The following is a 12,670-nucleotide window of genomic DNA, read 5'->3' on the forward strand; positions in this document are numbered from 1 at the left end:
AGGTTCGGTCCCTAGACAAACGGATTAGCGAGGAAAAAGGGACCCAAGAAATCTGTCCGATAAGGACCGAACCTCTTGTTTGACGCATGCGTCTCTTCTATTATGGTACATCTCGCTGATTTTCGCACCTTGAATCGCGATTTTTGCTAAAAAACTTGATTTTTGAAAAAACAACCCTTAATTTCTAAATTTTTAAGCAGATTTTTTCAGAACGCTGTTTTGAGGGGGTCAGAGGTGAAGAAATATTACAAAATCTATGGCTCTGGTCGACTCGATATAAGTCTTTTAGTTCTAGAAGATACCGATAGCTCTAGATATATGTCTTTCATGCTAATTATGTTTAGATTGTAAAGCTTTTATGGGGTAAATTTGCCCCGCTCAGAGCTGGAGGGGGAAACAGCTCAGGATGCCAATATAGGGCCTCTTGAGGATGAAAGACGCAGTGCATTGACTGCGCTAGAAAAGCCTCAAAAATGGTGGGCAAAGCGTAAGATGTACAGCAGAAAGCTCCGGATGCTAAGCCCGCAAAATATAAGGTGAGCTAGCCTCCAAACTACACAACTCTGGAGATGCCTATGGTTCCCCCTGTCGCAGGAGAAGAGCAGAAGAACGTGCCGGATGCCAAGCGTTTTTCCGTGGATCGTTCCGCGGGACTTGCTGGCCAATATCAAGTGGCATGCAACCCAGAAGAGAACGTTCTTTTTGTAAGTGGAAGCTATAACCACACAAAGACCCACGGCACTCTCTGCGCCACGATTGCTCGCATAAACGCGGATACCCTGCAGATTGAGAAGACGGCTACTCTGCCCGTTATCCCGGAAAATAACCCCGAACTAGCACACCTCTTCCAGGCTCAAGCTGCCTATGGGTTAGCCGCAGACAATGAACGGGGGCTTCTCTGGACCGGAGGAACCCGCACAAACTCGGTCACCGCATACTCCCAAAAGGACCTATCGCTCGTATGGGATTCTCTCGCTCTAGGAGTAGAGATGCTGACTCCGCGCGAGCTATACGTCGCACCCAACGGTGCCGTGCTCGTTACCGGCATGGGTGGCTACCAGGTGATTTCTGCGCCCAACGCAGAAGGGGAGCGTAAGGTTAGCGCCCTTCAAGGGGAAAGTCCCGCCATGCTACTAGGGCCCGTAGCGGATGAAACCCGTAGCCTCCTGTACATCCCGAATATTATGCGAGATGAAATCTGGGTTGTGGATATGAATACCTGGGAGCTCGTGCGCAGGCTACCCGTAATTGGAGGGGAAGATACCAATACTCCAGTCGGTGTACACGGCGTGGAGATTGACTCGTCGCGCGGTGAACTATATGTCTCTGCGCAAGGGCGCGAGGGTAAGAACGGCGGTCTATACGTTCTGAGTCTTGAAGGCGAACGCCTCGATTATCTTCCTTTCGGAAAAATGCCCACCGATATCTTGCTCGATGCAGAACGTCACCTGCTCTATGTTGCTGATTTCGGTGGCAAGGGGGAGGCGGCAGTCGCTGGTGGTGGAACTATTACCGTCATTAATACGCTCAATCGAACCATTGTTGAGATTGCGCAGGTGGCCCCCACCCGCATAAACCACCAGGTTCTGCTGAAGGACGGGAGTGTTATTGCTGTCGATAAAGCAGGAGACTACCCCGCAGCTGAGGTTCCCTACGTGCTGGATGCAAACTCTGGCGAATACTACGAGGCTGCAGAAGAGACTCGACCGGGAGAACCTCCTCGCCCTATCGCTCGTGACGGTATCGCGAAAGTATATATGCCCTAGATGATGAGTGAAGAGCGGCTGAGTCGCCAATGTCGTGTCTGCTGTGCTCTCGCGTCGTATGCATGTTTGTGTAAGGAGCGGAACCGCGGTAATCTCCCGCCAGCCCCGCGGCAAGTCTGTCGTGGAGGCATATTAAAACGTAGTAAAATATAAATATCTACCATCCTTGTTTGACACATTGTTTGGTAGATTTCTCGAGGCCCCTTCAGTTTCTTATGCGTCAGGAACTACACGAAGGGGCCTCCTGCTTTAAGTGTCAAATAAGAGACCTTCTCGCTCGAGGGTGATGTGGGATATGAGGTTTTTAGTCCCTAAACCCGACTATTTCCAGAGATAGGGTGGGGGAGACCGAAATCATAGTCAGCAAACTCTTGCGCTACATACCTGCTTCCTGTACAGTGTTAAGACTGTGTGGCTGTATCCAAATAGCCGCGCAACCACGGGCTTCTCGTGCCAGTGCATAATGCCGCTACTTACGGGTGGGATACGCCCGCTTCATGCGGGTCCAAATGCTTCTGGCATGGGTTTGCCCCAGGCGTTTCCGCTAACCCCTTCCACAGAGATGGGGCCCGGGGCGTCAACCAATCCCGTAAAAATGTTCCGCAAGGCTGGCTCGCGCCTAAAGCGAGTCGGAACCGGCGAGACGACAGGAGAAATATGATTCAGCAGGAGTCGCGACTGAAGGTCGCCGACAACACTGGTGCGAAGGAAATCCTGACCATCCGTGTTCTCGGTGGTTCCTCGCGTCGCTACGCAGGCATTGGCGACATCATTGTCGCAACCGTCAAGGATGCAATCCCCGGCGGTACCGTAAAGAAGGGTGACGTTGTCAAGGCAGTCGTCGTCCGCACCAAGAAGGAAACCCGTCGTCCCGACGGTTCCTACATCAAGTTCGACGAGAACTCCGCAGTGATCCTGAAGAACACTGATGGTGATCCCCGTGGTACCCGTATCTTCGGCCCCGTGGGTCGTGAGCTTCGCGACAAGAAGTTCATGAAGATCGTTTCGCTGGCTCCGGAGGTGCTCTAATTCATGGCTAAGATCAAGTCCGGCGACCTGGTTCAGGTTATTTCCGGTGCAGATAAGGGCAAGCAGGGCAAGGTTCTGAAGGTTCTCCCCAAGGAAAACCGCGTGATTGTTGAGGGCGTTAAGGTCGTCACCAAGCACACCAAGGCTAACCCCCTGACCGGCGCAGCAGGCGGCATTCAGAAGGTTGAGGCACCGATCCACGTTTCTAACGTTGCGATTGTTGACCCCGAGACCAAGAAGCCGACCCGTGTTGGTTTCCGCCTCGAGACTGTAGAGCGTGACGGCAAGGAGCGCACCGTTCGCGTGCGCGTTGCTAAGCGTTCGGGTAAGGACATCTAATGACCGAAACCAAGATCACCCCCCGCTTCAAGACCAAGTACGCTGAGGTCGTCGTTCCCGCTCTGCAGGAAGAGTTCAAGTACGAGAACGTCATGCAGACCCCGAAGATCGTTAAGGTCGTCGTAAACATGGGTGTTGGCGAGGCAGCTCGCGACGCAAAGCTCATGGACGGCGCAATCCGCGATCTCACCGCAATCACCGGTCAGAAGCCGATTGTTACCCGCGCTAAGAAGTCCATCGCACAGTTCAAGCTGCGCGAAGGTATGCCCATTGGTGCACACGTCACCCTGCGTGGCGACCGCATGTGGGAATTCCTGGACCGCCTCGTCACCCTGGCACTGCCCCGAATCCGCGACTTCCGCGGCCTCTCGGACCGCCAGTTCGACGGTAACGGTAACTACACCTTCGGTCTGACCGAGCAGTCCATGTTCCACGAAATCGATCAGGACTCGATCGACCGCGTGCGTGGTATGGACATCACCGTGGTGACCTCCGCGAAGACCGACGAAGAAGGCCGTGCAATCCTGAAGGCACTGGGCTTCCCGTTCAAGACCAACTAACGACTACGTTGTAGGTCCAGACCCCGTTACCGCGGGGTAGGGAAACCACAACGAGGAAGGGCAAAAGCCCACAATGACTATGACTGATCCGGTCGCAGATATGCTGACCCGTTTGCGTAACGCAAACTCCGCATACCACGACACCGTATCCATGCCCTACTCCAAGCTGAAGTCTCGCATTGCTGAGATCCTGAAGGCTGAGGGCTACATCGCCGACGTGAAGGTTGAGGATGCAAAGGTCGGCAAGACCCTGACCCTCGTCCTCAAGTACGGTCCGTCCCGCGAGCGTTCCATCGCTGGCGTGCGTCGTATTTCCAAGCCGGGCCTGCGTACCTACGCAAAGTCCACCAACCTGCCCCAGGTTCTGGGTGGCCTCGGCATCGCAATCCTGTCCACCTCTTCGGGTCTGCTCACTGACAAGCAGGCTGCGAAGAAGGGCGTGGGCGGCGAAGTCATCGCTTACATCTGGTAGTCGGTTAGAAGAGAAAGGAAGAGAATAATGTCACGTATTGGACGTCTCCCCATCTCGGTTCCCGCCGGCGTTGAGGTTAAGGTCGATGGCAACCTGGTCACCGTTAAGGGCCCCAAGGGCGAGCTCTCCCACAAGGTAGCTTCCCCCATCACCGTGGCACTGAACGAAAACGAGATCGTTGTATCTCGTCCGAACGACGAGCGCCTGTCTCGCTCGCTGCACGGTCTGACTCGTACCCTGATTCAGAACCTGATTATCGGCGTTACCTCCGGCTACGAGAAGAAGCTGGAAATCGTTGGTACCGGTTACCGTGTGACCCCGAAGGGTAACGACCTGGAGTTCGCTCTGGGCTACTCCCACCCGATCAACATCACCGCTCCCGAGGGCATTACCTTCGCAGTGGAGGGTGCTAACAAGCTGACCGTGTCGGGTATCGACAAGCAGCTCGTTGGTCAGGTTGCAGCAAACATTCGTGGTCTGCGTAAGCCCGATCCCTACAAGGGTAAGGGTGTTCGCTACGCAGGTGAGCACATCCGCCGCAAGGTCGGAAAGGCTGGTAAGTAAACATGGCTATCAAGTCGAAGGCAGCGCAGCGTGCACGTCGTCACGCTCGCATCCGCAAGTACGTTTCGGGTACCGCTGCGCGTCCGCGCCTGTGCGTCACCCGTTCGACCCGTCACATGTTCGTTCAGGTTATCGACGATGTCAAGGGCGTAACCCTGGCATCCGCTTCCACCATGGAAGCAGAGCTGCGTGCAGCTGACCTGGACAAGACCGCTAAGGCAAAGCGCGTTGGTGAGCTCGTTGCAGAGCGTGCCAAGGCAGCTGGTGTTGAGGCAGTCGTGTTCGACCGCGGTGGTAACAAGTACCACGGCCGTGTTGCAGCCGTTGCTGACGGTGCACGCGAGGGAGGTCTTGCACTCTAATGAGCGAGCAGAACGTAAAGGAAACTCAGGTGAGCGAAGCAGTAGTAGCTGAAACCGCTGAGACCTCCAACCAGCGCGAGGAGCGCCGCAACAACCGCGGCGAGCGTCGTGGCCGTGGTGAGCGCCGTAACAACCGCGCTCGCGAGGAGGAGAAGGACAAGTACATCGAGCGCGTTGTGACCATCAACCGCGTTTCCAAGGTCGTCAAGGGTGGTCGTCGCTTCAGCTTCACCGCACTGGTCGTCGTTGGTGACGGTAACGGCCTGGTCGGCGTTGGCTACGGTAAGGCTAAGGAAGTTCCCGCAGCAATCTCCAAAGGTGTCGAGGAAGCAAAGAAGAACTTCTTCCGCGTTCCCCGCATCGAAGGCCGCACCATCCCGCACCGTGTGCAGGGTGAGGCAGCTGCAGGCGTTGTGATGCTCCGCCCGGCAACCGCTGGTACCGGTGTTATCGCAGGTGGCCCCGTGCGTGCAGTACTCGAGTGCGCAGGCATTCACGACGTGCTGTCCAAGTCGCTCGGTTCCTCGAACCAGATCAACATCGTTCACGCAACTGTTGCAGCACTCAAGGAGCTCGAGGAGCCCCTGGCAGTGGCAGCCCGCCGTGGCCTGCCCACCGATGAGGTTATCCCCAGCTACCTGCGCAACACCAAGTCTGAAAAGGCAGGTGCGTAGTAATGGCCAAGCGTATTCAGCCCAGCGACGCAAAGCTGGAAATCACCCAGGTCAAGTCCTATGTTGGTCAGAAGCAGAACATGCGCGACACCCTGCGTTCCCTGGGCCTCAAGCGCCCCGGCAACAAGGTAGTCCGCACTGCTGACCCCGTCACCGTTGGCATGGTTAACACCGTTGCTCACCTGGTGAAGGTTGAGGAGGTCAAGTAAAGATGGCAGAAGCTATCAAGATTCACGATCTGCGCCCGGCACCGGGTGCCCACAAGGCAAAGACCCGCGTTGGCCGCGGTGAAGGCTCCAAGGGTAAGACCGCAGGTCGCGGTACCAAGGGTACCAAGGCACGTTACCAGGTTCGTGCAGGCTTCGAAGGCGGCCAGCTGCCGCTGCACATGCGCCTGCCGAAGCTGCGCGGCTTCAAGAACCCCTTCCGCACCGAGTACCAGGTTGTTAACCTGGACCGCATCCAGGACCTGTTCCCCAACGGTGGCGACGTCACCGTCGAGGCACTGGTTGCTAAGGGTGCCGTTCGTAAGAACGAGCTCGTGAAGGTTCTGGGCAACGGCGAAATCTCCGTCAAGGTGAACGTTGTTGTCGACAAGGCATCGGCTTCCGCTATCGAGAAGATCGAGGCAGCTGGCGGTTCTGTAACCGTTAAGTAGTCTTCAAGACGAGAAAGCCCCCGTCCGTACGCTGTACGGCGGGGGCTTTTTGCTGCTTGAAAAGATTCACAACAGGACTATATTCCTGTATTCGCATATTTGAACGCTTGGTGTGCGCCACATTTTGTGTTCAAAAATCACGCTAAGAGAATATAAAAGCTACATAATCTGCTAGGGAGTTATCGTTACCCGCTCCAAACACGATAGACTGGAAGATGTGTTTACTGCGCCCTAAAACTCTTTGAGAGGGATGGGCGCCCCATAGACTTACAGGAGGACATGTGCTGAGCGCATTCGGGCGAGTCGTTAAGACCGCCGATTTGCGGCGTAAGCTGCTGTTTACCCTGGCAATGATTGTGCTGTACCGCGTGGGCACTTTCATCCCCGCGCCAGGCGTTTCCTACGGAAATGTACAGCAGTGTCTGAACGCCAATGTTACAAGCGGTGGCGTCTACGATATCGTCAACCTTTTCAGCGGTGGCGCACTGCTGCAGCTTTCGATCTTTGCCCTCGGCGTGATGCCGTACATTACCGCGTCCATTATCATCCAGCTGCTACGCGTGGTCATCCCGCGATTCCAGGAGCTGCACGATGAGGGCGCGCAGGGTCAGGCAAAGCTCACCCAGTACACCCGCTACCTGACCATCGCTCTTGCTCTGCTGAATGCAACCACCATCGTCTCGATGGCACGCTCTGGCGTTCTGCTGGGTAACTGCCCGGGCATCATCCCCCAGGACGACGTACTGCACATCCTGCTGATTATCGTCACCCTGTGTGCGGGTACCACCGTCATCATGTGGATGGGCGAGCAGATTACCGAGCGTGGCGTCGGCAACGGCATGTCCCTGCTGATCTTCACCTCCATTGCGTCCTCCTTCCCGAGCGCTCTGGGCTCCATCCAGCGCACCCACGGTTGGGGTATCTTCGCGGCTGTCTGCGGTATTGGCCTGCTGGTCATGCTCGCCGTGGTCTACGTGGAACAGTCCGTTCGCCGTATTCCCGTGCAGTACGCAAAGCGCATGATTGGTCGACGCACCATTGGCGGAACCAGCACCTACATCCCGCTGAAGGTCAACATGGCCGGCGTGATCCCGCTGATCTTCGCCTCCTCTCTGCTGACCCTGCCCGGTCTGATTGCCCAGTTCAACACCCCCACCAACGGCTCCACCCCGCCGGACTGGGTTAACTGGATCAACGCATACCTGGTGCGTGGCGACCACCCGCTGTACATTGCTCTCTACTTCTTCATGATTATTGGCTTCGCCTACTTCTACGTGGCGGTCACCTTCGACCCGGTGGAAGTAGCGGACAATATGAAGAAGTACGGTGGCTTCATCCCCGGTATTCGTGCCGGCAAGCCCACCGAGCGTTACCTCAGCTACGTACTCAACCGAATTACGTTGCCTGGCGCACTTTACCTGGGTGTAATTTCCATGATTCCCCTGGTAGCGCTTATCCTATTCAACGCAAACCAGAATTTCCCGTTCGGCGGCGCCTCGCTGCTGATCGTGGTGGGTGTTGGTCTTGATACTCTCAAGCAGATCAACGCTCAGCTCCAACAACGAAACTACGAAGGACTGCTCCGATGAACCGTCTGCTCATCGTCGGCCCTCCCGGTGCAGGTAAGGGCACCCAGGCCGTCAAGATCGCTGAAGCGCTGAAGATTCCCGCGATTTCCACCGGTGATATCTTCCGCAAGAACATCAAGGAAGAGACCGAGCTGGGCAAGGAAGCGAAGTCGTACATCGACTCCGGCAACCTGGTTCCCGACTCCGTCACCAACAACATGGTGCGCGCACGCCTGGAGGAAAGCGACGTCGTCAACGGCTTCCTGCTCGATGGCTACCCCCGCAACACCTCCCAGGTGCACGAGCTGGACTCCATCCTCGAAGCCAAGGGCGAGAAGATCGACCGCGTTCTCCTGCTGGTAGCAGACAACGACGAACTCGTCGAGCGTCTGCTCAACCGCGCAGCAGAGCAGGGTCGTACCGATGACAACGAAGAGGTCATCCGTCACCGCCTGAAGGTTTACGAAGAAGAGACCGCACCGCTGATCGCAATCTACCGCGAACGCGGCATTGTCAAGGAAGTTAACGGCCTCGGCGAGATTGCTGAAGTCACCGAGCGCATCCTCGACGCTCTGAAGTAATCTTCTGCTGTACCCCCGCAATTTGAGGTGCATGATGCATCACAAAGACTTGCGGGGGTACAGTGCTGTCTGTAGAGTTCTAAGCTTGGGCGCACCGCCCCCTATACCTAAGGAGCCAGAATGGCACGAGTCGAAATTAAAACCAATGCACAGCTTCAGCAGATGGCTCGTGCAGGCGTCATCACCAGCCGCGCGCTCGATGCGGCAGTGGCGGCAGCTCGCCCCGGCGTAACCACCGCAGAGGTGAACGCCGCTTTTGAACGCACCATGCTGGAACTGGGTGGCACCTCCAACTTCTACGGCTACTACGACTACCCGGCAACCGTATGCACCTCCGTCAACCACGAGGTCGTTCACGGCATCCCCGGCGACTACGTGCTCAAGGACGGCGACATCCTCTCTATCGACGGCGGCGCGTACGTTATCGACCCCGCCACCAACCGCCAGTGGCACGGTGACTCGGCACGTACTGTGCTGGTTGGTGACAATGTGAGCGAAGCCCGCGCAGAGCTCTCTGCCGTCACTCACGAGGCGATGTGGCATGGTATTGCCGCTTTGGCTAGTGCAAAGAAGGTCGGCGAAATTGGTCTTGCCATCGAGGCGTACGTGACCGAAGAATACGGCGATAAGTACGGCCTTATTGAAGACTACGTGGGCCACGGCATCGGTTCCCAGATGCACATGGCACCGGACGTGCTGAACTATGCTGTGCGTGACATGGGCCCGAAGATTAAGCCTGGCATGGCTTTCGCTATCGAGCCGATGCTCGTCACCGGCTCCATCGAGACCAAGGTGCTCTCCGACGACTGGACCGTTGTAACCGTTGACGGCTCCGATGCCTGCCAGTGGGAGCACTCCGTTGCCGTGCACAGCGAAGGTATCTGGGTTCTGACCGCAGAAGATGGCGGTGCAAGCGAACTGGCTCGCTTCGGCGTAACCTCCGTGCCCATCCCCGCCTAATCCCACCCCGAGGCATAGGGGAGGGGCACCCGCCTCCACCGAAGAAACCGGTGAACCCGGTTCGATGCGCGATGACGCATCCGAAAGCATTACATCAGAAGGAAGAAGCTCCATGAGCGAAACTCTCAACAGCTGCGAGGCTACTGCATCGGCTTCGACTAAGGTGCCGGTTGAAATTTCTAGTACCCGCCCCGAGCCCGGACAGATTACTCTGAAGGCGCCGCGCCGTGCGAAGCCGCCCAAGCATATTGCTGACTTTGATATGGCTGGTCGCCGTGAGTTCCTGAAGGAACTGGGCTACCAGTCGTTCCGTGCTTCTCAGCTGTCCAAGCACTATTTTGAGCGTCTGGTCACTGACCCTGCTGAGATGACTGACCTGCCGGCTAAGGACCGCGAGCAGATGGTTGCGCAGGCTATGCCGCAGCTTCTGACCCCGGTCCGCACTCTGGAAGCTGATGGCGGCGACACCCTGAAGGTTGTACACCGCCTCTTTGACGGTGCGCTCATCGAGTCCGTCATCATGCGCTATGACAACCGCGTGACCATGTGTATCTCTTCGCAGGCTGGCTGCGGCATGAACTGCCCCTTCTGTGCAACCGGCCAGCAGGGTTTGACCCGTAACCTGTCCACCGCAGAAATTGTGGAGCAGGTCGTAGCTGGTGCCCGCTATCTGAAGCAGATGAAGGGCCTGGAAGAAGCAGAAGGCGGTTCTGAGGATACTCGTCCGCTGCGTGTTTCCAACATTGTGTTCATGGGTATGGGCGAGGCGCTCGCTAACTACAAGGCAACTATGGGTGCTGTGCACCGCCTGATTGACCCTTCGCCCGAGGGCCTGGGTATTTCTGCTCGCGGTCTGACTATGTCGACCGTGGGTCTGGTGCCGGGTATTCGCAAGTTCGAGATGGAGAAGCTGCCCATTACCTTGGCGCTGTCTCTGCACGCTCCGGATGATGAGCTGCGTGATGAGCTGATCCCGATTAACCAGCGCTGGAAGGTTGACGAGACTCTGGACGCTGCGTACGACTACTACCGTACGACCGGCCGCCGCGTTTCCATTGAGTACGCGCTGATTCGTGACATTAACGATCAGGGTTGGCGCGCGGATCTGCTGGGTAAGAAGCTGGCGCAGCGCGGACGCGGTTGGGTGCATGTGAACCCGATTCCGCTGAACCCGACTCCGGGTTCGAAGTGGACGGCGTCCCGTAAGGGCGTTGAGCAGAACTTTGTGGAGCGTCTGCGCGCCCACGGTATTCCGACGACTATTCGTGATACTCGCGGTTCTGACATTGATGGCGCATGCGGTCAGCTTGCCGCTAAGGAAGACTAAGCAACTGAGCTTTGACCGATAAACGGTGCCCCTTTCCCACACAAGGAAGTCCTTAAGGCTTTCTTAAGAGTGGGGGAGGGGCTTCTTCCTTTTAAACCTTAAGTGCCTGATGTCATAAAAATCACGGTTGTTTTTCCCTGCTCTTTGCCGTAGAGTTAACAGTTGGTTGTTTGTGCCAGTGTTAAGTCCGCCTTAAAACGCCCCAGCACCTCACCGCGGTGAGCTCACAAACAGAAGATACATTTGCCCGCCGCACCTGCGACGGGCACCGACGTTAGCGGAGGATATGGCTAAGAAAGACGGCGTCATCGAGATTGAAGGCTCTGTGGTTGAAGCTCTGCCCAACGCGATGTTCCGTGTTGAGCTGGATAACGGCCACAAGGTTCTCGCACACATCTCGGGCAAGATGCGTCAGCACTACATTCGCATCCTGCCTGAGGACCGAGTAGTAGTGGAACTGAGCCCCTACGACCTTTCCCGAGGTCGTATCGTCTACCGTTACAAGTAAAACCGAGATAAACGTCGCCCCTGGCGGCGTTTAAATCGTGTTCAAAGGGATAACGCAGTTCCCCAACGTAAGTGAGGGAACCTCTTATCTCGCCAGTAATCAAGTTGCAATCAAAAGGAATGCGATGAAGGTCAAGCCGAGCGTTAAGCCGATCTGCGATAAGTGCAAGGTGATCCGCCGTCACGGTGTGGTCATGGTGATCTGCGAAAACCCGCGCCACAAGCAGCGCCAGGGCTAATCCCTAGCAGCTGACTTCATAGCCGCCCTATAAGAGGGCGGAATTGTCATAGGCACCGCTCCGAAGCAACGCCAACGAGGCGCCTTCGGATACCTCCGGACTCAGAGGCCGGGGACCGGGTCAGAACAACCCGGGCAGTGATGCTATAGACCTCTGGAAAACAACAAGGAGAAGCCAGTATGGCACGTCTCGCTGGAGTTGATATTCCCCGCGAAAAGCGCGTGGAAGTTGCTCTCACTTACATCTACGGCGTGGGCAAGACCCGTGCACACGAAACCCTCGCTGCTACCGGCGTCAACCCTGACACCCGCGTCAAGGACCTGACCGACCAGGAGCTCGTGGCACTTCGTGACTTCATCGAAGGCAACTACAAGGTTGAAGGTGATCTTCGCCGCGAGGTTGCAGCTGACATCCGCCGTAAGGTTGAAATCGGTTCCTACCAGGGCCTGCGCCACCGCCGCGGCCTGCCGGTTCACGGTCAGCGCACCAAGACCAACGCACGTACCCGTAAGGGCCCGAAGCGTACCGTCGCAGGTAAGAAGAAGTAAGACACGTTGCTCTGTTGGATATCTCTATCCGACCAACGTATAAGTAAACCTTTGTAGGAGAATCAAAAATGCCTCCCAAGACTCGCGCTGCGGCAGCTCGTAAGACCAACCGCCGCAAGGTTAGCAAGAACATCGTTGCTGGTCAGGCTCACATCAAGTCGACCTTCAACAACACCATCGTCTCCATCACCGATCCCACCGGTGCAGTGATCTCCTGGTCCTCCGCTGGCGACATGGGCTTCAAGGGCTCCCGTAAGTCCACCCCCTACGCCGCACAGCTGGCTGCTGAGGCTGCTGCAAACCGCGCCAAGGAGCACGGCGTCCGCAAGGTTGACGTGTTCGTCAAGGGTCCCGGTTCCGGTCGCGAAACCGCAATCCGCTCCCTGCAGGCTGCAGGCCTCGAGGTCGGTTCGATCCAGGACGTTACCCCCGTTGCACACAACGGTTGCCGTCCCCCGAAGCGCCGCCGCGTCTAATTAGGTCCCTGACCTAATCCCTCGAAGGGTACACTCCACG

The 12,670-nt window shown here is 56.7% G+C and carries 18 protein-coding genes; all 18 read left to right on the forward strand.

Translation table 11 applies throughout. The features are described 5' to 3' along the window. Positions 1-989 precede the first annotated feature (989 nt). The 18 genes from QZ822_RS05645 (at position 990) to rpsK (ending at position 12,630) form a co-directional block, all read left to right on the forward strand. Positions 990-1,766: a YncE family protein gene (locus QZ822_RS05645; RefSeq protein WP_294625090.1), complete on the forward strand. Its 777-nt coding sequence runs from the start codon at positions 990-992 to the stop codon at positions 1,764-1,766. A 657-nt stretch (positions 1,767-2,423) separates the two neighbouring features. Beyond that, entirely contained in the window at positions 2,424-2,795 is a 372-nt protein-coding gene (rplN, locus tag QZ822_RS05650; protein ID WP_005504986.1) for a 50S ribosomal protein L14, read from the forward strand. Between the two features lie 3 nt (positions 2,796-2,798). Beyond that, positions 2,799-3,134, forward strand: a complete 336-nt coding sequence (gene rplX, locus QZ822_RS05655) for a 50S ribosomal protein L24 (protein ID WP_005504988.1) — start codon at positions 2,799-2,801, stop codon at positions 3,132-3,134. Then, positions 3,134-3,694, forward strand: coding sequence for a 50S ribosomal protein L5 (gene rplE / locus QZ822_RS05660; protein WP_005505001.1), 561 nt, complete (start codon positions 3,134-3,136; stop codon positions 3,692-3,694). Before rplX ends, rplE begins: the two co-directional genes overlap by 1 nt. Positions 3,695-3,767: 73 nt before the next feature. Continuing rightward, entirely contained in the window at positions 3,768-4,166 is a 399-nt protein-coding gene (rpsH, locus tag QZ822_RS05665) for a 30S ribosomal protein S8 (RefSeq protein WP_049331925.1), read from the forward strand. A gap of 27 nt (positions 4,167-4,193) precedes the next feature. After that, a complete protein-coding gene (gene rplF / locus QZ822_RS05670) occupies positions 4,194-4,730 on the forward strand; it encodes a 50S ribosomal protein L6 (protein ID WP_005505004.1) in 537 nt (178 codons plus the stop codon). 2 nt (positions 4,731-4,732) lie between these two features. Further along, positions 4,733-5,092 (forward strand): 50S ribosomal protein L18, encoded by a 360-nt coding sequence (rplR, locus tag QZ822_RS05675; RefSeq protein ID WP_005505006.1) that lies wholly within the window; start codon positions 4,733-4,735, stop codon positions 5,090-5,092. 29 nt (positions 5,093-5,121) lie between these two features. Continuing rightward, positions 5,122-5,766 (forward strand): 30S ribosomal protein S5, encoded by a 645-nt coding sequence (gene rpsE, locus QZ822_RS05680; protein WP_171840195.1) that lies wholly within the window; start codon positions 5,122-5,124, stop codon positions 5,764-5,766. Positions 5,767-5,768: 2 nt separating this feature from the next. Beyond that, entirely contained in the window at positions 5,769-5,975 is a 207-nt protein-coding gene (gene rpmD, locus QZ822_RS05685; protein WP_004005265.1) for a 50S ribosomal protein L30, read from the forward strand. Between the two features lie 2 nt (positions 5,976-5,977). Next, entirely contained in the window at positions 5,978-6,424 is a 447-nt protein-coding gene (gene rplO / locus QZ822_RS05690; RefSeq protein ID WP_294643220.1) for a 50S ribosomal protein L15, read from the forward strand. Between the two features lie 281 nt (positions 6,425-6,705). Next, complete coding sequence (gene secY / locus QZ822_RS05695) at positions 6,706-8,013, forward strand: preprotein translocase subunit SecY (RefSeq protein ID WP_070633781.1); 1,308 nt, start codon at positions 6,706-6,708, stop codon at positions 8,011-8,013. Then, positions 8,010-8,573: an adenylate kinase gene (locus tag QZ822_RS05700; RefSeq protein WP_005505015.1), complete on the forward strand. Its 564-nt coding sequence runs from the start codon at positions 8,010-8,012 to the stop codon at positions 8,571-8,573. Before secY ends, QZ822_RS05700 begins: the two co-directional genes overlap by 4 nt. A 120-nt stretch (positions 8,574-8,693) precedes the next feature. Beyond that, entirely contained in the window at positions 8,694-9,533 is an 840-nt protein-coding gene (gene map, locus QZ822_RS05705) for a type I methionyl aminopeptidase (protein ID WP_294643222.1), read from the forward strand. Between the two features lie 112 nt (positions 9,534-9,645). Beyond that, positions 9,646-10,860, forward strand: coding sequence for a 23S rRNA (adenine(2503)-C(2))-methyltransferase RlmN (gene rlmN / locus QZ822_RS05710; RefSeq protein ID WP_294643224.1), 1,215 nt, complete (start codon positions 9,646-9,648; stop codon positions 10,858-10,860). A gap of 286 nt (positions 10,861-11,146) precedes the next feature. Next, entirely contained in the window at positions 11,147-11,368 is a 222-nt protein-coding gene (infA, locus tag QZ822_RS05715; RefSeq protein WP_005505018.1) for a translation initiation factor IF-1, read from the forward strand. A gap of 124 nt (positions 11,369-11,492) precedes the next feature. Then, positions 11,493-11,606 carry a 50S ribosomal protein L36 gene (gene rpmJ / locus QZ822_RS05720; protein ID WP_004005257.1) on the forward strand — a complete coding sequence of 38 codons (114 nt, stop codon included), beginning with the start codon at positions 11,493-11,495 and terminating at the stop codon, positions 11,604-11,606. A gap of 179 nt (positions 11,607-11,785) precedes the next feature. Beyond that, on the forward strand, positions 11,786-12,154 hold the full coding sequence (gene rpsM, locus QZ822_RS05725; protein ID WP_005505026.1) for a 30S ribosomal protein S13: 369 nt from the start codon (positions 11,786-11,788) through the stop codon (positions 12,152-12,154). 68 nt (positions 12,155-12,222) lie between these two features. Then, entirely contained in the window at positions 12,223-12,630 is a 408-nt protein-coding gene (gene rpsK, locus QZ822_RS05730; protein ID WP_005505028.1) for a 30S ribosomal protein S11, read from the forward strand. Positions 12,631-12,670 lie beyond the last annotated feature (40 nt).

Source organism: uncultured Rothia sp., from assembly GCF_916715725.1.
Lineage (GTDB): Bacteria > Actinomycetota > Actinomycetes > Actinomycetales > Micrococcaceae > Rothia.